The 19,422-nt window shown below is 57.9% G+C and carries 18 protein-coding genes and 1 pseudogene; 7 read left to right on the top strand and 12 right to left on the bottom strand.

Annotation, left to right across the window (positions count from 1 at the left end):
• Positions 1–62: 62 nt before the first annotated feature.
• The 5 genes and pseudogenes from ACM6HV_RS19335 to ACM6HV_RS19315 all read right to left on the bottom strand — a co-directional run bounded on the left by ACM6HV_RS19335 (position 63) and on the right by ACM6HV_RS19315 (position 4,772).
• Entirely contained in the window at positions 63–842 is a 780-nt protein-coding gene (locus ACM6HV_RS19335; RefSeq protein ID WP_414905038.1) for an EAL domain-containing protein, read from the bottom strand.
• A gap of 136 nt (positions 843–978) precedes the next feature.
• A complete protein-coding gene (locus ACM6HV_RS19330) occupies positions 979–1,758 on the bottom strand; it encodes a methyl-accepting chemotaxis protein (RefSeq protein WP_414905211.1) in 780 nt (259 codons plus the stop codon).
• 78 nt (positions 1,759–1,836) lie between these two features.
• Positions 1,837–2,913, bottom strand: a pseudogene (locus tag ACM6HV_RS19325) (methyl-accepting chemotaxis protein); the annotation flags it as partial.
• Positions 2,914–3,355: 442 nt separating this feature from the next.
• Positions 3,356–3,718 carry a DUF6124 family protein gene (locus tag ACM6HV_RS19320; protein ID WP_414905037.1) on the bottom strand — a complete coding sequence of 121 codons (363 nt, stop codon included), beginning with the start codon at positions 3,716–3,718 and terminating at the stop codon, positions 3,356–3,358.
• A 595-nt stretch (positions 3,719–4,313) separates the two neighbouring features.
• A complete protein-coding gene (locus tag ACM6HV_RS19315; RefSeq protein ID WP_414905213.1) occupies positions 4,314–4,772 on the bottom strand; it encodes a hypothetical protein in 459 nt (152 codons plus the stop codon).
• A gap of 186 nt (positions 4,773–4,958) precedes the next feature.
• On the opposite strand from ACM6HV_RS19315, the gene dusA reads away from it, so the two are divergent.
• Positions 4,959–5,954 (top strand): tRNA dihydrouridine(20/20a) synthase DusA, encoded by a 996-nt coding sequence (gene dusA / locus ACM6HV_RS19310; protein WP_414905036.1) that lies wholly within the window; start codon positions 4,959–4,961, stop codon positions 5,952–5,954.
• A 75-nt stretch (positions 5,955–6,029) separates the two neighbouring features.
• The gene (locus ACM6HV_RS19305; RefSeq protein ID WP_414905035.1) at positions 6,030–6,410 is read left to right on the top strand and encodes a DUF2388 domain-containing protein; all 381 of its coding nucleotides are present in this window, start codon (positions 6,030–6,032) and stop codon (positions 6,408–6,410) included.
• Here ACM6HV_RS19305 and ACM6HV_RS19300 read toward each other — a convergent pair whose 3' ends face one another.
• A complete protein-coding gene (locus tag ACM6HV_RS19300; RefSeq protein WP_414905034.1) occupies positions 6,411–7,241 on the bottom strand; it encodes an undecaprenyl-diphosphate phosphatase in 831 nt (276 codons plus the stop codon).
• A gap of 507 nt (positions 7,242–7,748) precedes the next feature.
• On the opposite strand from ACM6HV_RS19300, the gene ACM6HV_RS19295 reads away from it, so the two are divergent.
• The 3 genes from ACM6HV_RS19295 (at position 7,749) to ACM6HV_RS19285 (ending at position 11,198) form a co-directional block, all read left to right on the top strand.
• Complete coding sequence (locus ACM6HV_RS19295) at positions 7,749–8,489, top strand: winged helix-turn-helix domain-containing protein (RefSeq protein ID WP_414905033.1); 741 nt, start codon at positions 7,749–7,751, stop codon at positions 8,487–8,489.
• 279 nt (positions 8,490–8,768) lie between these two features.
• Positions 8,769–9,413, top strand: a complete 645-nt coding sequence (locus ACM6HV_RS19290; RefSeq protein ID WP_414905032.1) for a winged helix-turn-helix domain-containing protein — start codon at positions 8,769–8,771, stop codon at positions 9,411–9,413.
• A gap of 390 nt (positions 9,414–9,803) precedes the next feature.
• The gene (locus ACM6HV_RS19285; protein ID WP_047293104.1) at positions 9,804–11,198 is read left to right on the top strand and encodes an undecaprenyl-phosphate glucose phosphotransferase; all 1,395 of its coding nucleotides are present in this window, start codon (positions 9,804–9,806) and stop codon (positions 11,196–11,198) included.
• Between the two features lie 334 nt (positions 11,199–11,532).
• Here ACM6HV_RS19285 and ACM6HV_RS19280 read toward each other — a convergent pair whose 3' ends face one another.
• The 6 genes from ACM6HV_RS19280 to galE all read right to left on the bottom strand — a co-directional run bounded on the left by ACM6HV_RS19280 (position 11,533) and on the right by galE (position 17,730).
• Entirely contained in the window at positions 11,533–13,611 is a 2,079-nt protein-coding gene (locus ACM6HV_RS19280; protein WP_198758575.1) for a YjbH domain-containing protein, read from the bottom strand.
• Positions 13,608–14,369 (bottom strand): capsule biosynthesis GfcC family protein, encoded by a 762-nt coding sequence (locus ACM6HV_RS19275; RefSeq protein WP_414905031.1) that lies wholly within the window; start codon positions 14,367–14,369, stop codon positions 13,608–13,610. Before ACM6HV_RS19275 ends, ACM6HV_RS19280 begins: the two co-directional genes overlap by 4 nt.
• A complete protein-coding gene (locus tag ACM6HV_RS19270; RefSeq protein ID WP_414905030.1) occupies positions 14,366–15,031 on the bottom strand; it encodes a YjbF family lipoprotein in 666 nt (221 codons plus the stop codon). Before ACM6HV_RS19270 ends, ACM6HV_RS19275 begins: the two co-directional genes overlap by 4 nt.
• A gap of 8 nt (positions 15,032–15,039) precedes the next feature.
• Positions 15,040–16,101, bottom strand: a complete 1,062-nt coding sequence (locus ACM6HV_RS19265; RefSeq protein ID WP_414905029.1) for a polysaccharide biosynthesis/export family protein — start codon at positions 16,099–16,101, stop codon at positions 15,040–15,042.
• 144 nt (positions 16,102–16,245) lie between these two features.
• Entirely contained in the window at positions 16,246–16,482 is a 237-nt protein-coding gene (locus ACM6HV_RS19260) for a hypothetical protein (protein WP_003226528.1), read from the bottom strand.
• A 231-nt stretch (positions 16,483–16,713) separates the two neighbouring features.
• The gene (galE, locus tag ACM6HV_RS19255; protein WP_123588490.1) at positions 16,714–17,730 is read right to left on the bottom strand and encodes a UDP-glucose 4-epimerase GalE; all 1,017 of its coding nucleotides are present in this window, start codon (positions 17,728–17,730) and stop codon (positions 16,714–16,716) included.
• A gap of 389 nt (positions 17,731–18,119) precedes the next feature.
• On the opposite strand from galE, the gene galU reads away from it, so the two are divergent.
• A complete protein-coding gene (galU, locus tag ACM6HV_RS19250; RefSeq protein WP_414905028.1) occupies positions 18,120–18,953 on the top strand; it encodes a UTP--glucose-1-phosphate uridylyltransferase GalU in 834 nt (277 codons plus the stop codon).
• A gap of 37 nt (positions 18,954–18,990) precedes the next feature.
• Positions 18,991–19,395, top strand: coding sequence for a mannose-1-phosphate guanylyltransferase (locus tag ACM6HV_RS19245; protein WP_414905027.1), 405 nt, complete (start codon positions 18,991–18,993; stop codon positions 19,393–19,395).
• The last annotated feature ends 27 nt before the right edge of the window (positions 19,396–19,422 follow it).

Raw genomic sequence — 19,422 nt, 5'->3', positions numbered from 1 at the left:
GGCGTTCACCGCACCCGGCAAGATGAAACCTGGCTGATCGACAGCACGGGTTCAGCTTCGCATCAAACCGTCCGCCACGCCCCGGCAGGAATCTGCGCCATCGCCTCGAACGCCGGTTTGGCGAACCAGAATCCCTGCATCAGATAAATCCCGCAATCGGCCAGGAAATCCCGCTCCTCCGGGTGCTCGATGCCCTCGGCAATCACCTCGATCCCCAGTTCGGTACACATGCCCACCACGCCCCGCACAATCGACTGACGTACGCGGTCGCGGTGAATACCGCGAATCAGCGCCATGTCCAGTTTGATCAGATCCGGTTGAAAGTCCGCCAGCAGATTCAACCCGGAATACCCCGCACCGAAGTCATCGATGGCGGTCTTGAAGCCAAACTCGCGATACTCGCGCAGGATGTTCATCAAGTGCTTGTTGCTTTCAACGTGCTCACCCTCGACCGCTTCGAAGATCAGCCGCTCAAGCGGAAACGCATGCGCACGCGCCGCCTCCAGCGTGCTGCGAATGCACAGATCCGGGCGATAAACCGCATTGGGCAAAAAGTTGATCGAGAGAAAACCGGTGAGGCCCAACTGCGCGGCGGTGGAGATCGCCCGCACGCGGCACAATTGATCGAAGCGATAGCGGTTCTGGTCATCGACCTGCTGCAGCACCGACAGCGCCCCTTCGCCCTGCACGCCACGGACCAGCGCCTCGTGGGCGAAGGTCGATTGATCACGCACATCGACAATCGGCTGGAACGCGAAGGAGAACGCCATGTCGGCCTCGCCTTTTTGCCGGCATCCTTGGCACCCCCCGCTGGGCTGGGGGAAAATTGGTGTATTGGTCATGACGCCCCCTGAGAGCGGGTTGCAACCATCCATGGCCCAGAAAAAAATCACTGCACGGACCGGGTGGCGCCGCTTGGCGGCCCCCGCTTATACAGGCTGACCGGTCAATTCCGGCCAAGTTCATTGCGAAATGCCATCAGGTGCGGAAATGCGCCGTCATGCGTTGCAGGTCTTGCCCCAGCGACGCCAGCTCAAGGGTCGCAGAAGCACTTTCTTCGCTGGCGACGGCCGACTGATCAGCCACATCGCGCACACTGACGATGCTGCGATTGATCTCATCAGCCACCGCACTTTGCTGCTCGGCGGCGGCGGAAATCTGCAGGCTCATTTGCTGGATCGTGCCGATCGACTGGTTGATCTCGGTGATCGCCTGTTCGGCCTTCTGCGCCAGCACCACGGTGTCCAGCGTGCGTTCGCGGCTGGATGTCATCAGTGTAGAGGCCGCTTGCGTGCCCTGCTGCAAGGTGACAATCAGCGCTTCGATTTCCTTGGTCGAATCCTGGGTGCGCTGCGCCAGCGAGCGCACTTCATCGGCAACCACCGCAAAACCACGGCCCTGCTCCCCCGCCCGCGCCGCTTCAATCGCCGCGTTCAGCGCCAACAGGTTGGTCTGCTCGGCGACAGCCTTGATCACATCGATGACCTTGCCGATCTGCTCACTGTCCTGGGACAGCACGTTCATTGCCGCGCCCAGGTCCTCGATTGCCACCGACAGTTCGCTGATCTGCACAGTCGCCTGCTTGACCACCGCGCTGCCGTGACGTGCCTGCTGATCGGCCAGAGTTGCGGCGGCGGACGCGTCGGTGGTGTTGCGCGCGACCTCCTGCACCGTCGAGGCCATTTCGTGCATCGCCGTGGCGACCTGATCGACCTCGACCTTCTGCTGGCGCACACCGGCGCTGGTCTGCTCGCTCATCGCCGAAAGCTTCTCGGCCGACGTCGAAATATGCGTCACGCCGTTACCGATCCCCTGCACCAGCGTGTTCAGACTTTGCGCCATGTCCTGCATCGCGTTTTGCAGATCGCCCAACTCATCCTTGCGGCTGGATTTGGCTTGCACCGTCAGATCACCTTTGGCAATCCGCCGCGCCAGCTCCACCGTCAACGCCAGCGGCCCGGTGATCTGCCGCGAAATAAGCACTGCAGCCAACAAACCGACCACCAGCGCCAGCACCGTCAGCACGGCAATCTGGATAAACGCACGATGTTGATCGTCCCGCGCCAGACGCTGCTGGGTGTCCATCAGGCCGGTCATGATGCTGTCCATCGCCTGGCTTTGTTGATCCACCTGCTGGCGCAAGCTCTGCTTCTGCTCGAACAGCGCGGCAACCTCCAGCAGCACCTCGCGATAACGCCGGATCCCGGCCTGCGCTTCTTCAAGCTGACTCGACAGGGCCGCCGGCAACCCGCTGCGCGCCTTGCTCATGTCCGTCAGGAACGCATCGGTGGTGTCCAGCAGCACCTTCTTGTTGGCCTCACTCGGCACGGCGATATAACGCCGCAACATCAGCCGAAACAGCGTCATGCCATTGCGCAGATCCGCCACCGTGCGCAAGTCCGCCACCCGCGCGCTGTCGGCTGACGCCAACGCACTGGCCGTGGCGCTCTCGAACAGCCTGTTGAAGGTCTCGGCGTACTTGTCCGACATCGCTCCCAACGGTTTCAGCGCATCGCTGGTCGCCTTGTCCGCCTCGACCAAGCGCTTGACCTGCTGATCGTAAGCCAGCGTGGTGTCCTGCAAACGCTTCAAGGCCTGCTGGTTTTCCGCCCGCGTCAGGGTCTGCAAGGCCTTGGCGATCAGCCCTTGCAACACCGTCAGCCGCGACTGATAAGCCTCGGCAAACGCCGCATCCGCCGCCGCTTCGTACTGCTTCTCCGACAACCGCATGTCCTGCGACGCATCGTTGAGCGTGCCGATCAAACGCGTGGTGTCCAGGCGATCCACCAACACATTGCTGCTGCTGTAGCCAATGAAGGCCACCGCCCCCACCGCCAGCAACAGAACGCCAAACCCGGCCCCCAACTTTCGAGAAACCTTGATGTTGCCCAGAAAACTCGATGCTTCTGCCATGTTCAGCCTCTAACGCCCTGACGCGATTCAACGTCAGGCACAAAAAATAGATCTCTGATAACCGGAGTTACCGCTCATATTCGGGGTCGTCGTCCTGGGCGAAATACGGGCAGCTTCCACTGACCCGGCTGCAACAACCTGACGCGAAAAGCCGTACCGACGGCCCACGCACCAGCGGACAAATCCAGGACTGACGCTGGATTTATCGTTTCAGCAAAGGTGTTGGAACGGATGCTATAAATTTTGGGAAAAGTTGTACAACTTTATATTTTTGTATAATCGTTGAACTTTTTTGAGCGCGTGATGACGCATTGCCATCATTTTTTTGTGGCACATCGCTATTGCTGCGAAAACAGGCTGAAATCCGCCATTTTCGGCGGTTGTTTTGCGCATCGACTGAGCGCCCTCCGCGACCCCGCCGCTCGCCACGGAGGGCAGCGATCTACGCTTTGAGCTCGACGTTATCCAACGCCTGATTCACCGCCAACCCCCCCAACATCACCACCTGCGCAATGCCCAGCAGCGTCTTGCGGTGCGAGACATCCAGCAACGCTGCGAAATCGTTGAGCATGGTCGTGGCGGAACCCAGGGATTCACTGGCATTGGCGAGCAGGGATTCAGTGTCGTAGGCCGGGTTGGCGAGGAACATCGGTCTGGATTGATCACCGCTGGCCATGATCTGGTTTGCCGGGGTGAGGTAGTGATCGAGGGCGCGCTCGGCGGCTTCGTGGAGTTTGCGGGAATCGAGGGATTCGTAGGGGGATGCGGGGTTGGTTTCTGGTGGGTTGGGTGTTGGTTTGAACATGGATGGAGCCTCTAGTGCGAATACTAAAAGGAGCCATCACCCTCGCTACCAAACGATAGGTGGCGGCCATACGCGGGTTGGTAGACCGGTCGCACTAGAACCCGGCGCCCACGAATGAGCCCCACGCATGACCACCATGAAATCGGAGCCCTGAGAAAGGACTGCACACGGTGATGCCATGAGTCTAGAAACGAAACGGGCTACCAAACCCGATCACTGGTTTGCAGTGACACAGGGACGATAGAACCCGCGAGCTAGACGCACAAGCCAGCGGATTCTGTCTTAGGTGTAGGGGGTGGCGCAAGGTGGTGTAGGGACGAATCCGTGCTGACCACCACGCTTTAAACAGACTGAATCTCAACCGTTTAAATTGAAGGCGCTGTACCAAGGCACGGATCTAGGCAAGTCTGATAAAGTCGGCACCGGTTCATTCGTTGACAGGGAGTCAAACATGGCAAAGCCAGCCGCACGCATCACCGATCCCACCAGTTGCCCAATGCCCGGGCACGGCCCCAAAGCCATCGCCTCCGGTTCTTCCGTAGAAACGGCAAGGACAATCAGAACTTCTAGACAGGAACGCTCACAAAAGCGGACCTCACTTAGAGAATATATAAATCATCGTCCCACCACCGTCACGAACGAAAGCTTGGCACTCAATTGCAACTCCTCTCTGCTCAACCATAGCGATCTCTCCGCTATCAATAAGCGCCCGCGCCCTACACTGCTTCGAATATTTCATAATATCGGCGGCTGATCGTGTCGAAACCAAACTACCTGCCCTTCCTACTAGATCATAGAATTGCTGATCCGGGGTCGGACCGTCCCATGAGATCGCAACATTTGGTAGGCCGGTTGCGCAGCTAAGAGACAAAGTCATGTATCGCCCATCACGAAAGTGCGTTGTCTGTTTGCCTTCAGTTTGCCTATCCAGTGTTAAGTGACGCTCCGCATAAAGTTTCGAAAGGATTGACTCGCAGTTATCAGCAAGCGCGCTGTTAGAAAGCGTCAAAAGAGCAATGATGGTACCAACGCTGATTCGAAATTTACCGCTCATGAGCGTCCTTTTGTGATCGTTTTCGATCAGTTCTTCAATTAAAAGGGGGTAGATTTATTACTGCCAAGCATTCCCCAATGCTTAGCTAATTTTTGAGCATAGACCTCCGCCAGCTACCAAACCCGTCCGCCCCCCATTCCTGATAAACTCCCCCACCTCCCAGCCCCACCCAATCCAGAACCGCCAATGTTCCCAATCACCGCCACACCCGCCCCACTCTCCCGCCGCTTCTCCGTCGCCCCGATGATGGATTGGACTGATAGGCATTGCAGATACTTCCTACGCCTCCTGTCGAAGAACGCCCTGCTCTACACCGAAATGGTCACCACCGGCGCTCTCCTCAACGGCGATCACGAACGTTTCCTCCGTCACAACGAAGCCGAGCATCCGCTGGCACTGCAGCTCGGCGGTAGTGTTCCGCTTGATCTGGCCGCTTGCGCGCGCATGGCCCAGGAGCATGGTTACGACGAGGTGAACCTGAATGTGGGCTGCCCGAGTGATCGGGTGCAGAACAATATGATCGGTGCGTGCCTGATGGGGCATCCGCAGTTGGTGGCGGATTGTGTGAAGGCGATGCGCGATGCGGTGTCGATTCCGGTGACGGTGAAGCATCGGATCGGGATCAATGGGCGGGACAGTTACGCCGAGTTGTGTGATTTCGTCGGTACGGTGCGGGATGCCGGGTGTACCAGTTTTACCGTGCATGCGCGGATTGCGATTCTGGAGGGGTTGTCGCCGAAGGAGAATCGCGATATTCCGCCGTTGCGGTATGACGTGACGGCCCAGTTGAAGGCGGACTTTCCGGAGCTGGAGATTGTGCTGAACGGCGGGATCAAGACGATGGAGGCCTGCCATGAGCATTTGCAGACCTTTGACGGTGTGATGCTCGGGCGTGAGGCTTATCACAATCCGTATTTGCTGGCGGAGGTAGATCAGCAGTTGTTCGGCAGCAGCGCACCGGTGATCAGCCGTGCCGAGGCGCTGGCGCAGTTGCGGCCTTATATTGCCGAGCATTTGCAGGCGGGCGGTGCGATGCATCACATCACCCGGCATGTGCTGGGGTTGGGCACCGGGTTCCCGGGGGCGCGTAAATTCCGCCAGTTGTTGTCGGTGGACATTCACAAGGCCACGGATCCGCTGGCGTTGCTGGATCAGGCTGGCGAGTTGCTGCAAGGCCGTTGATAGATGGTTTGACTGTGCGGGCAACGAATGAGCGTTGCCCGGAGTTTTGATGTGCTGACAGGATGTCTTTTGTTTATGCCCGCGTTTCGCTGTGTTTCGTTCAAGCGTTTTATCCTCCTAGCTTTAATCTCGACCATCTCTTCCAACGCCGTCGCCTCCTGCGACTTTGTGAAGGGGTGTGGTAAGGGGGACGGTGGTCCTTTTGAGTCGACTCAGCTTTCCGGCTTTCTGGTTTTCACGGCGACGGTGGCCTCGTTCGATGCGACCTCGGATGTGTCCAGACTCAAGAAACGTGTTTACTCTCCAGAGGAAATCGAAGCGGCGCGCTATTACCTCGCCAGCGACGGCATGCTACAAGCCGCGTATTTCACATCAGCCTTGCAGCACTACCGCCAAGAGTCGCCCAACTCGGCGTTGAACGACCTCGCGGTTGCGACATTGATCAGCAGTCAGTGATCACGCCGCCGCTTCCGTCCAGTTGACCCAGCCAAACACCCACGTCGCCAGAATCAACAAGCCAAACGCGATCCGGTACCAGGCGAACGCCGCATAACTGTGGTTGGCGATGAATTTGAGCAGGCCGCGCACGGCGATCATGGCGAAGATGAAGGCGATGACGAATCCGAGGGCGAACACGGGCAAGTCACTGGCCTGGAACAAGTCACGGTATTTGTAGCCGGAGTACACCGCGGCGCCGACCATGGTCGGCATGGCGAGGAAAAACGAGAACTCTGTGGCGGCTTTCCGGGACAAGCCGAACAATAAACCGCCGATGATGGTCGAGCCCGAGCGCGACGTGCCGGGAATCATTGCCAGGCATTGCACGAAACCGATTTTCAACGCGTCTGACCAGCGCATGTCGTCGACGTGATCGACGCTCACCACATGGCTGCGCTGTTCCGCCCACAACATGACGATGCCGCCCACCACCAAGGCCATGGCCACGGTGATCGGGTTAAACAGGTATTGATGGATTTTGTCAGCGAACAGCACGCCGAGGATCACCGCCGGCAGAAAGGCAATCAACAAATTAAGGGTGAAACGTTGCGCATTGCGCTGGGTGGGCAGGCCTTTGACGATGTCGAAGATCTTCGGGCGAAACTCCCAGACCACGGCCAGGATCGCCCCCAGCTGAATGATGATATTGAACGCCATCGCGCGTTCACCGCCGAAGTCCAGCAGATCGGCGACGATGATCTGGTGGCCGGTACTGGAGATCGGCAAGAACTCGGTCAGGCCTTCTACCGCGCCCAATATCAACACCTGGATAAAGGTCCAGAAATCCATTAATCCTCCGTCAGAGCGCTCTTGCTGAGCGACCGGTCAACTGTATTCAGGAATTGAGTATCTGAAGTTAAACAATCGGTATAACGCGACACCCATTGCCTGATCAGGCGACGGAGAATATGTCTTATCAAAAGACACACTCAAGCCATGTTAATAAACGTCCGCCTACGAACTACCCGAAAAATATTTAGGCCTATAGTAGAAAAAAGTTCGATTCGCCAATAAAGTGTGAACCAGCTCACACTGTCTCAGGATCGTGAACAGTGGCAATTGGACATGAATAAAGCCATCGCCATAGATTCAAAATAGTGGCACAATTCCACATTGCCACCATGTAACGACTAGTTCACAGCCCCGAGAAAATCAACTAAAAGCTTGAAATGCTTAATTATTGTTAGAAAACTCGGGAGCCACGTCTAAAAATCGCGTGAATGTTACCAATTGTCAGTCACAGATGAGAACCGGTGCTTTAACATCCCGATGTCAGCACCTAATTCGAGTCAATGCATGATGCTCTCAGGGAACTTGGCGACTAGAAGTCCGCGCCCGACGAACGACGTACCCGGTGTTCTTACTCTGGGTCGTACCCGTGGCGTGGCCGAACATTTCAGGGCGCTGATCGCGAAGCACGTACACACTGATATGGCACTTGAGGCCGGTTCGTACACTAGTTCCTTCAACAATGAACTTTCTGGTCCGTATCGCGCCATCTTCATCATTATCGACACTCCGCAAGCGCTGGAAGACAATCTTGCGCTGATCGAAAGCCTGCGCAGCGACAACTTGAAGCCGATCATCTGCGCGGTCATTACCGGTCGCGGCGCGTTCAACAAGATCAAGTATTTTCTGGCCGGCGCCGACTTCTGTATCAAACTCAATACCCTTGCCGACGAGGGCGACGAGTTGCTCGGTGAGTTCTTCAACAGTGAAGAATGGCAGCGGGATATCAATCTGACACTCGACCCTACGCGTATCTGCCTGCTGGGCAGCCCCCGTCAGAAACTCGACATCTCGTTCGCCGAGATGAAGATCCTGGAAGCCTTTGCGCAGACCAGCAATCACATTCTCAGCCATGATGAAATCGCCAGCATCATGGGGCTCAACACCCATTTCTACGACCCGAGAGCGCTGGAAAAATCCATCAGCCGCTTGCGTGGAAAAATCAAGGACATGTATGGTACGAACGCGATTCAGAGCATCCGCGGCTACGGCTATCGCCTGATGCGGGGTCTGATATCGACTGCCTGACTCTCGGGCAGCCATCCTCTTTGCATAATTACGAAGGATCGTCATATGCAACCATACCGCTCTAGTTGTACTTCACATCTAATTATAATCAAGCCATTGAATGAGCACGGCTACACCGAACCATAACAATAAACTTCACAACATAGCAGCAGAACGAGTGGAACTTATCGAGGGCCATTTTAAGCCCAGACCCTGCCTGTCGATTACTTCCGAGGAAGTCATTGCTCGCCTGCCGATTTATCTTTTCGCCCATTTTGGTGCACATTTTAGGAGAGAGACATGGAAACGAGTACAACCCTCCCGAGAAAATATTTTGTCGTCGTGACTCACAGTACAACGTCGCAGCGTGAACTTGAGAGCATTCTGTCCAGCGAGCGCTTCAATTCGTTTGGCACGTCTCAGGCACAAATGTTTATTGAAGGTGCTACTTCGCCCTCTTCCGCGCCCATGCTGATGGAGTTCTCTTACCCAAGCGGCACCCGCAAACACGTGGCCCGCACGATTGAACACGACACCCAGCGCATCCTCGCCACCCTCGAATCGGAATGGCTGTCCGCACAATCGGCGAAGCCGTTTCAGAGTGCAGAGAGCGACAACCGCATTGCCGCCATTGAAGACGCTGCCACTGGCAACACGACCTGGCATCTGGACGATGATCAAGGCGCCCTGATCAAGGAAGGCGTCGAAATCAGCCTGACCGGACTGGAAACCGCGCTGGTGCGCAAAATGCTCCATCACGAAGAGCGCGTTGTCAGCCGCGACGATCTGATCCTCAGCATCGGCCGTGAACCGGAGCAATATCGTGGCCTGGAGATGTGCCTGAGTCGCCTGCAGGACAAGTTCAAAAGCGCCAGTAATGGAGAGCGATTGTTCCGTGCCGTAAGAAACCGCGGTTATTGCCTCATCCAGGAAATCGTTGCGTAAACACGCACGCTCTCCGCGAACAAAACAAACAGAAAACAGTGCGATTACAAAAACAACAAGAGCACTCTGTTTGACTTCACCTCCCTGGTAAATAAAAGTTCCCTGCCTCCACCCCTCCTACAGTAACAAACACAACATCATTTATTCACCCCTTGCTCCACGACCTTTTCTAACAGCCTTGTATTCGACTATTTGAAAGTTGGCACAGTGCCATCTTGTTAGAACTCGTCAGACACCCTCTCCGGCAATAACTTAGTCTATTGATTGACGACAGTTCGGCCTATCGACGTTGTTACCTCAGGACACTCGTCCAATAACAACAACAAGCCTATCTAGCAACTCGGACTTTAACTGTCGAAACCTGAATGGACGTATTTCTGGGGATATCTCATGGAACTCTCTCTACGGATCAATCGAAATAACGGCCTCAAGGGACTTACCTTCTGGGGCCAATGGGCGCTGGCGCAAGGTTTCATTGTCGCGCTGTTGTTCGTACTTGCTGAACGCCATACCGGCACCGTCGAGTTCTATTACCGCCTGTGCGCAACACTGGCGGTACTGGCTTCGGTACCGGCGTACACGTTCAGCGGCGTATACCGCAAACAGGACAATTACCTGACGGGTCTGGGACGTCTGTTCATGGGCTGGTCGATGACCATGCTTGCGCTGGCCGGCATCGCGTTCGTGTGCAAGGCCGACGAGGTGTTTTCCCGTGAAGTGACGCTGAGCTGGGCGGTGTACGGTTTCCTCGGTCAGGCGCTGCTGTACGCGCCGCTGCATGCGTTTTCCAAGTACTACCAGCGCTCCCGCACCAGTGCGCAGAAAACCCTGATTGTCGGCACGGGTGAGTTGGCGCTGGGCCTGGCGCAGAAGATCAGTCTGGTGGAAAACCTGCCATTGGTAGGTTTGGTCAGCAATGGCACGAAACCGGTTCTGGATTCGGATGCACCGCGGGTGGTTGGCGATCAGGAAGATCTGCTGCAACTGATCAAGGATCATGACATCCGCCGTCTGTACATCACCCTGCCGCTGGCGGAAGCGGCGAAAATCGAAGCGATGTACGTCGATTTGCTCGGGGCCAACGTTGATGTGGTCTGGGTGCCGGACTTGAACAGTCTGACCCTGCTCAACCACTCGGTGAAGGTCGTGGATGGTCTGCCGGCAATCTGCCTCAACGAAAGCCCGCTGACCAGCCGCCCTACTGCTGCGCTGAGCAAAAGTCTGGTGGAAAAAGGCGTGGCGCTGCTGGCGATCATTCTGTTGAGCCCGGTGCTGCTGTTCATCGCGTTGGCGGTGAAGATCAACTCGCCGGGGCCGGTGTTCTTCAAACAGGATCGCCACGGCTGGAACGGCAAGGTGATTCAGGTGTGGAAATTCCGCTCGATGCGCGTGCACGATGATCGCGAGGTGATCCAGGCCAGCCGCAATGATTCGCGTATTACCGCCGTCGGGCGCTTCATCCGCCGCACCTCTCTGGATGAGCTGCCGCAGTTGTTCAACGTGCTGCAAGGGCAGATGGCCCTGGTCGGCCCGCGTCCTCACGCTGTCGCGCACAACCACTACTACTCGGGGAAGATCCTCGCGTACATGGCTCGTCACCGAATCAAACCGGGCATCACCGGCCTGGCGCAAATCAGCGGCTGCCGTGGCGAGACTGACACCATCGACAAGATGCAGCGTCGGGTGGAGATGGACCTGCATTACATCAACAACTGGTCGTTGTGGCTGGATCTGAAGATCCTGGTGAAGACGCCGTTTACGCTGTTGTCGAAAGATATTTATTGATGGGCTGGTGACAAGCCAGGCGATAGCGCAAGGGGACGAAAGTCCCCTTTTTTGTGGGCGGGATTTGGGTAGTGGGTCAGGCGGTTGCGATGGTTGCAGTGCCGACGCCTTCGCGGGCAAGCCCGCTCCCACAAGGTCCGGCGGCGTTCACTCCTATCGGGCACACCACAAAATCACTGTGGGAGCTTGCCTGCAAGCGATAGCGGTGGGTCAGGCAACATGGGTTTTGAATGGACTGGCGCCTTCGCGAGCAGGCTCGCTCCCACAGGGATTGGGGGTGGATCCGGGATATTCAGTTCATCCCGCCCCCACAGGTCCCAGGAAGGCTCCGGGTTTACTCGGTAATCTTCGAGAAGTTGCGGTAGAACATGTCACCCTCGCGGCTATCGGTCATGGAGTGCAGCTGGAAGCTGCGATTGAGCCTGGCGCCGCCGTCACGGGTCAGAGGGGCCCAGACCAGATTGGCGCGGCGCATGGTCGACATGCTCATCATTTCGTCGAACGGGATCGACAGGTAGATGCCCTTGTCGAAACTCCCCTCCCCGTACTCGGCACTGCCAGCCGTGGTGATCGTGGCCCAGGCACCGAAGCGCACGCCGTTGAAGAACTCGCGGGAGATGTCCAGCGTACCGCCCCAGTCGCCGGCCAGGTAACGACCGACGCTGACTGCAGCCAGTGTGTCGTACGGCAAATCGGTGTAGCCGGTGATGTGCCCGGTCCAGACCGAGTAGTCGCGCAGGCCGAAACCCTGGTCGAACTCGCGCTGGCGCACGTAGTTCAGATCCGCCCCCACCGACCAGCGCTCGCCGGTCGGCCGGAACAGCACCTCACCGCCGACGCCGGCAAACATCGACTCCAGATAGCCGCCGTAGACCATGCCATACAGGTCCTTGTCCAACTGCTCGGCATGGCTGACCTGAAATAACGGCATGGTCACCTCCGAGGTGGTCAGGTACTGACGCAAATCGGTACGCACCCGCGGCAGGCCGCTCGGCGCGTCGTAGGTGAACTTGTCGAAGTTGTTCACCAGGTTGGCACTGAGCAAGCCGTTCCACCAGGTATTGCGGTTGAAGCGGTACTCCGCGTCCGCATCAGCACTGAATTGATAGAGCAAGCCATCCGGGCCGCCGACGTTCTGTTTGAAGCCCAGGCCGACGCCATAATTGAAGTGCTGCGGCGCTTCGCTGTAGAGGGTTTTCTCGTTGTGCGGCATCGCCGGATTGATCTCGGTGGTGCGGTGCAACGACTCCAGCGGTTCCTCGTTGTTGATCACTTCGCGGAAGGTCTGGCGTGGCACGCTGGTTTCTTCCAGCGGCAGGTCGTAGCGCTTGTTGACCACGGTGAACCAGTTGATGTCGTCGTTCACGCTGTTGTCGAGAATCCGGCTCGCGCGGCCAACAGCCTTGGACGAATGGAAGTAGCGCTGCTGCTCGCCGTATACGATCAGCTCGGAATCGCGCTGACTGATGCGCTCGACCTTGTACCCGGCATTCTGCTGCAAACGTTGCGACACGTCGGCCCAGTTGACCTGTTCCATCGGCGTGGTCGGCATCTTCGCCGGCAGCGGTTCCGGCGTCGGGTCGTAGGTCTTGGCCGGCGCCTTGCGGCTGACGAAATTGGTGTGGAAGGTGATGCCGAACATCGCCGTGTTGCCCCGCTCCCACGCCGCGCTGACGTCCACCGAATCAGCCACCTTGAACACCGCACCGAAGTTGATCGGCGAGTCTTGCTTGATCACGTTGTCCTTCGGCTCGTGCTTGTAATCGTTGCCTTCGTATTCGAGCTTCAGGCTGAGTCGATCCCACGGCGTCTGATAGCTCACACCACCGAAGAACGACGGCCGACCGCGAAAGTACGAGCCGGAGTTGACGTCACCGGTCCCTTCAAGAGCCGGTCGGGTATCGAAGCGATCACTGACGTAGCCCAGCGGGTTGTCGAGGTCGCCGCGATTACCCAGGTAACCCCAGGCAATACCGGCGCTGAAATCGAAATTGTCGAAGCGTTTGTTGGCGACGAAAAACTCACTGGAGAACAGGCCCGTACCACCGATGTCTCGGAAGCCCAGCGCGACTTCCGGCGCCCAGTGGCTTTCCTGCCACAGCCGGACTTTGGCGTCGACCGCCTTGTCCTTGTAGCTCTGGCTGCCGCTCAGCGCCTCGGAGCCGTACGGCCGGTTGGTGATCGCGGTGTAGCGGAACGAACCTTCGAGCCAGTCCAGCGGTTGCAACGACACGCTGTAGCGGCTGTACGGCTCGGTGCGGTTGGCATTGACGCTCAGTTCGCCGGCCGGCGCCATGCGCGCGGTCGGTGTCTGCAACAAACCGGTGCCACCGAAATCATTTTGAGTAATACGCGGCTCGGCATGCACCAGACCGCACGGCAATAACAACACAGCTGCAACACGTAACTTCAACGAACCACCTCAGCCAGCTGCGTGGCAATCAATTCGGCCAACTGCTGATTCAGTTCAGGAACAGGCGGATCCAGATCATCGTTTTTCACCGGCACCAGAATCTTGCTGCCGGCCACCGGGAACTGCCCGCTCTCGCGATTCCAGTGCGCGATACCCACGCGCCGCACCGCACCATTGGGCTGGATCAGCCACAGGTAATCGGCCTCGGCATCGTCCAACGGCGTGCAGCTTTCCAGGTACTCACGCGCCTCCAGCAGCGGCTGATAAGGCAGGTGACAGGTTTCGGCGACCGCGCCCAACACTTGCACCTCGTCGACCCGTTTCGGGTAGATCAGCCGATCGCCGTCGTCCAAACGAATGTTGCGCGCGAAACCGACTTCCACCGCGACCGGATCGAGGTCCGCGACCTGACGCCCGGTGACCGGCATCTGCCGCACCTGCTCGGCCAGGCGCAGCGCCAGCGCCGCGCGACTCGGGCGGTCAAACAACGAGGCCATGCGCTGCAACACATCGAGATCGAACAACACCCCGGCCTTGAGACGCGCCTGCTCCTCAAGCAACGACTGACGCAGCAACACGCCGGCCAGCCAGTAACCTTCGGCATTCGGCACCGCCACGCTGATCACGTCGAGCAAGCGCCCGCCCGGCGGCAATTCCACCGGCCCCGGGTTGGCCACATCACCACTGACCGTGACCGCTGCCTGACTGACGCCGCTGAGCAACAGCAAACCCGCCGATAACATCCGCCAGCGCTTCACGGCAGATGCCTGCGATCAGGGGTCAGTTGTACGATGCGCACACGCATTTGCGTGGTCAGTTGCTGCTCGCTCTGCAGGATGAAACCGTCCAGCGGATCGACCCAGTAATGGTTGGTCGCGCGCAGGCCGATGGCCGGGACGTCGATGCGTTCGTCGACACGCAGCACGGTGTATTCCTTGTCGAGAATGTGCAGGGTTTGCGTGGTTCGGCGGGAGAACCGGCTGTTGACGATCAAACCGACTTCCTGGCCCTTGTACAGGTCGATCCAGCGCTGACTGGTGAAGCCATCGGCGACTTGATGCAGGCCGCGTTTGAACGGCGCGTTGTCCGCCAGCCGCGTGCCGTCCAGGTCGCCGTCGACGCCGAGGCCGATGGTGCGCACGGCGAGGCCATCACGCAGCAGCAACACCTGTTTGCCGGAGGCGACCCAGAACTGCAGGTCTTCCCGCTCGCGCACCAGCGCCAGCACCCCGGAGCCGGACGGCGTGGTCAGTTTGATTTGCGGGTACTTGACCTCGGCCACTTGGGCCGCGCTCACGTCCAGCTCGTCCGGCCCGATCACCGCCGACTTGAGGTTGCGCACCGAGGCGGTCATCAGCGGGTTACAGCCACACAACATCAAGGCCGCCATCAGGCAGACGCCAACTTTCAAGGTTTTCACGGTCGGCCTTATTTGCTGTTGTTACTGAATTCGCTCCAGTTCTTCGCAGCGGAAGCCCCGGTCCCGACAATCGATGCCGACGGCACCAGTTGGCTGATGAAGCGGTTCCAGCGCGTGACGTTGGCCGGGCCGACGTACACCACATCCTGGGGGCGCACTTCAAAGTGCGAAGCGAGTGCCATGGCGGTCGGCGACTGGGCTTCCAGTTGATAGATCTTCGCCGGCTCGACATCGAGGTTTTCCACCCCGCGAATCACGTACACCGCATTGCCGTTGGAGGTGGTCTGGCTCAAGCCGCCGACCGAACCGAGCACGTCGGAGAGGTTCATCGTTGCGGTCTTGAAGCTCAGCGCACGGGGCTGGTTGACTTCACCCATGACGTAGATGCGCTTGTTGTCGTTGTACGGCAGGTACAGCTGATCGCCGCCCTTGAGGAAGACGTGCTGCAACTCGGAATCCTGCTGGTTGAGCGAGTCGAGATTGAGCGGATACACCCGGCCATTGCGCGTCAGCAGCAGGCCCGACAGATCGGCGTTGTTGGTGTCGATGCCGGCCGTACCGAGGGCTTCGACCACGCTCAGCGGGTTGGTGGAAATCGGCTGCGGACCGGCCTTGGCCACGGCGCCCGAAACCACCACTTTCTGACTGGCGAAACGCAGCACCGCGACATCCACCTGCGGCTCGGCGATGAATGCCGACAGGCGGGTTTCGATGTCCGAGCGCAGCTGTTGAATGGTCTTGCCGGCCGCCTGCACTTCCTTGATGAACGGGTAGTACAGCGTGCCATCGGAGCGCACCAGTCGACCGTTGGCGTCGATCTGCTGTTGTGCCCCCGATGGCGCGGTCAGCTCCGGGTGATCCCAGACCGTGATGTACAACACATCGTTGCTGCCAATGCGGTATTCGGCAGGCGTCGCCAACAGTTCCGCCGGCACCGACTCACGCTTTTGCGTGGCGCGGGTCATCGAGATCAGCTTGGGCGTGATCGGGATCAGCTCGACCCGACTGCTTTCGCTGGCGCCCTGGCGCGTGATGTCGCCGGTGCTCAGGTATTGGCCGGGGGAAAACATGCAACCTTGCAAAGCGATACTTGCCAACAGCAAAAGAGAAAAACTACGAGTCATAATGGCACTACGCTATTCAAGGGCGAATCTAAAAATAAAGTCACCCGACTTGCGTCGGGCGACCCTGTACTGCACTAACAAATGTTCCTGTTAGTTGTGCGTGCCAGTGGTGCCGGTAGTACCGGTGGTGCCCGTGGTACCGCCGTTGGCACTTCCGCCGCTGTTGGACGCCGCGACTGCACTGGCAACCATTGCAGTACTGGCAGCAGGCGCTGTAGAAGCCGCGACACTGCCAGATACATTGGTCACCGCAGTAAGCGGCGCTTCAGCAGCAGACGCCCAGTTGCTCAACATCGTCAACAGGGCAATCGCCATCACTTTTTTCATATCAACTCCTTTCTAACATTCGACCTGTTAAAAACCGGTCTTTGTTAGCGGTGGTAGCGTTCAAGTCCGCGAAAAGCGCGAACAAGATCCGTCGTTCTTTCACAGTCTTACCCAACTGATAAAAGTCGAACGGCAGGTTTATATCTACGGACTTGCAAAAGGCATTTCCAGCGTATTTTCCCGACGATATCTAACAGCTGACCGAAACTAACATTCAGTATTAGAACGACATCATTCGAGATAACCGCGCGGATGATTCGATTGCCAGCGCCAGGTATCGGTGACCATGTCCTGCAGACTGCGCGTGGCTTTCCAGCCGAGTTCTTTTTGCGCTTTCGAGGCGTCGGCCCAGCTCTCGGCAATGTCCCCGCTGCGCCGCGGCATCACCCGGTACGGCACGGGTCGCCCGCTGGCCTGTTCGAAGGCGTGCAGCACTTGCATCACGCTGTAGCCGTCGCCGGTGCCAAGGTTCCAGGTATGAATGCCCGGACGGTCGGCAATCGATTGCAAGGCTTTGAGATGGCCATCGGCGAGGTCGACGACATGGATGTAATCGCGGACCCCGGTGCCGTCGATAGTCGGGTAATCATCACCGAAAATCGATAGTTCCTGCAGGCTACCAACCGCGACCTGGCTGATGTAGGGCAGCAGGTTGTTGGGGATGCCGCTGGGGTCTTCGCCCATATGCCCGCTGTGATGCGCACCGATCGGGTTGAAGTAGCGCAGCAAGGCGATGCTCCAGCGCGGCTCGGCCTGACTCAGGTCGCGCAACACGTTCTCGACGATCAGCTTGGATTGACCATAGGGATTGGTTGGAATGCCGGTGGGGAAATCCTCGCGGATCGGCATCTCTTCAGGCTCGCCGTACACCGTGGCCGAAGAGCTGAACACCAGCCGGAACACCCCGGCTGCGGCCATCGCCTGACACAGCGTGATGCTGCCGCCGACGTTGTTCTCGTAGTAATCCAGCGGCTTGCGCACGCTCTCGCCGACGGCCTTGAGCCCGGCAAAATGCAGCACCGCGTCGATCGCATGCTCGCGAAAAATCCGGTCCAGCAACGCCCGGTCGCAGACATCGCCGCGAATCATCAGCGCGCTTTTGCCGCAGATACCTTCTATCGCGTGCAATGCCGCATCGCTGCTGTTGCAAAGATTATCCAGTACAACAACTTCATAACCTGCTTCAAGCAGCGCAAGTGTGGTGTGCGAGCCGATATAGCCGGCGCCACCCGTTACCAGAATCTTCATAGCGTGGTCCGTCATTGGATAAGTGACTAGTAGCCTGTCAAGTCCCTTTCATTGAATCTGTGGCGCACCACACAAATAAGGACGACAACAGCCTCAAACAAAATTAGTTCAACCACTGGCAATAAATATTTTTGCAGGTCAAACTGTATTGCCTGGTACTTATTAGCACCCCAAGTACACTCATCACTATCAACAGATACCGACTAAAAATAACTAATAACGTTGTTACCGACATCTCATAACATTGTCATGTTTTACCCCCTGCGCTAATTGCCATTAACAACCTGACTCAGGTATTAAAGTACTCGTTCAATAATCATTGAAACTTGTGCACCTTCGTAAGTGTGCGCATCCGTTGCCTGTGTTCCATGACTGTCCAGGATACTTTTATGATTCGTAAATGTTTGTTCCCCGCTGCCGGTTACGGCACGCGTTTCTTGCCGGCGACCAAAGCCATGCCGAAAGAGATGCTGCCGATCGTCAACAAGCCGTTGATCGAATACGCCGTTGAAGAAGCACGGGACGCCGGCCTGCAACACATGGCCATCGTCACCGGTCGGGGCAAGCGTGCGCTGGAAGACCACTTCGACATCAGCTACGAACTCGAACACCAGATCCGCGGCACCGAGAAAGAGAAATTCCTCGCCGGCACCCGCGAGCTGATCGACACCTGCACCTTCTCCTACACCCGTCAGGTGGAAATGAAGGGCCTCGGTCACGCGATTCTCAGCGGCCGTCCGTTGATCGGCGATGAACCTTTCGCCGTGGTGCTGGCCGATGACCTGTGCCTGAACCTGGACGGTGACGGCGTGCTCTCGCAGATGATCCAGCTGTACAAGAAATTCCGCTGCTCGATCGTCGCCATTCAGGAAGTCCCGGCCGACCAGACCCACAAATACGGGGTGATCGCCGGCGAACTGATGTCCGACGGCATCTACCGGGTCAACAACATGGTGGAAAAACCGGCGCCGCAGGACGCGCCGTCGAACCTGGCGATCATCGGCCGCTACATCCTGACGCCGGACATCTTCGACCTGATCGCCGACACCCAACCGGGCAAGGGCGGCGAGATCCAGATCACCGACGCGCTGATGAAGCAGGCGCAAAACGGTTGCGTGCTGGCTTACAAGTTCAAGGGCCTGCGCTTTGACTGCGGCGACGCCGAGGGTTACCTGCAGGCGACCAACTTCTGCTACGACAACGTCTACCTCAAGGGCCGCTGAGACGGCCCCCGCCCACTTCTCTTTTCAGGAGGCAACCATGAACATGGCACAGCATGCAGCAGAGATTGAACGGGAGGTGGGCAACCTCGGCACGGTGAGCTGGCTGTCACACCATCAGCCGTTGCCCAGCGCCAACGAGTCATGGCTGGGAAGTATTTTGCTGGTGGAACGCATCGGCATGTTTCCTTCGTCCGGCGACATTCGCCGCACGCTGGCGGATCCCTATCCCCTGCTCGCCCATCTGAAACAACTGTATGCCGAGCAAGCGCTGGAAATGGATGACCGTGATGGCCTGAAAGTGATCTTCAGCGACTGGCGCTTCCGCGTACGTCTGTGCTGCAACGAGCCGGCGATCATCATCAATGTCGAGACGCGGTGTGCGACGCAACTGATGCCGCAGAAGACTGCGGAGCTCCTGAGCCAGATAGATAACTTCAAATAAAACACGACCCTGTAGGAGCTGCGGCAC

The sequence above is a fragment of the Pseudomonas sp. IT-P260 genome, assembly GCF_949768395.1.
GTDB lineage: Bacteria > Pseudomonadota > Gammaproteobacteria > Pseudomonadales > Pseudomonadaceae > Aquipseudomonas > Aquipseudomonas parakoreensis.
Note: the sequence above shows the minus strand (reverse complement) of the source record. Positions and strands in the feature narration are given on the sequence as shown.

What these genes read in the sequence shown, in the direction of transcription:
- ACM6HV_RS19260 (WP_003226528.1), bottom strand. Translation starts at nt 16,482, where the DNA reads ATGAAAAAAGTGATGGCGATTGCCCTGTTGACGATGTTGAGCAACTGG.
- galU (WP_414905028.1), top strand. Translation starts at nt 18,120, where the DNA reads ATGATTCGTAAATGTTTGTTCCCCGCTGCCGGTTACGGCACGCGTTTC.
- ACM6HV_RS19290 (WP_414905032.1), top strand. Translation starts at nt 8,769, where the DNA reads ATGGAAACGAGTACAACCCTCCCGAGAAAATATTTTGTCGTCGTGACT.
- ACM6HV_RS19265 (WP_414905029.1), bottom strand. Translation starts at nt 16,101, where the DNA reads ATGTTTTCCCCCGGCCAATACCTGAGCACCGGCGACATCACGCGCCAG.
- ACM6HV_RS19295 (WP_414905033.1), top strand. Translation starts at nt 7,749, where the DNA reads ATGATGCTCTCAGGGAACTTGGCGACTAGAAGTCCGCGCCCGACGAAC.
- dusA (WP_414905036.1), top strand. Translation starts at nt 4,959, where the DNA reads ATGTTCCCAATCACCGCCACACCCGCCCCACTCTCCCGCCGCTTCTCC.
- ACM6HV_RS19335 (WP_414905038.1), bottom strand. Translation starts at nt 842, where the DNA reads ATGACCAATACACCAATTTTCCCCCAGCCCAGCGGGGGGTGCCAAGGA.
- ACM6HV_RS19245 (WP_414905027.1), top strand. Translation starts at nt 18,991, where the DNA reads ATGAACATGGCACAGCATGCAGCAGAGATTGAACGGGAGGTGGGCAAC.
- galE (WP_123588490.1), bottom strand. Translation starts at nt 17,730, where the DNA reads ATGAAGATTCTGGTAACGGGTGGCGCCGGCTATATCGGCTCGCACACC.
- ACM6HV_RS19330 (WP_414905211.1), bottom strand. Translation starts at nt 1,758, where the DNA reads ATGAGCGAGCAGACCAGCGCCGGTGTGCGCCAGCAGAAGGTCGAGGTC.
- ACM6HV_RS19320 (WP_414905037.1), bottom strand. Translation starts at nt 3,718, where the DNA reads ATGTTCAAACCAACACCCAACCCACCAGAAACCAACCCCGCATCCCCC.
- ACM6HV_RS19305 (WP_414905035.1), top strand. Translation starts at nt 6,030, where the DNA reads ATGCCCGCGTTTCGCTGTGTTTCGTTCAAGCGTTTTATCCTCCTAGCT.
- ACM6HV_RS19315 (WP_414905213.1), bottom strand. Translation starts at nt 4,772, where the DNA reads ATGAGCGGTAAATTTCGAATCAGCGTTGGTACCATCATTGCTCTTTTG.
- ACM6HV_RS19300 (WP_414905034.1), bottom strand. Translation starts at nt 7,241, where the DNA reads ATGGATTTCTGGACCTTTATCCAGGTGTTGATATTGGGCGCGGTAGAA.
- ACM6HV_RS19285 (WP_047293104.1), top strand. Translation starts at nt 9,804, where the DNA reads ATGGAACTCTCTCTACGGATCAATCGAAATAACGGCCTCAAGGGACTT.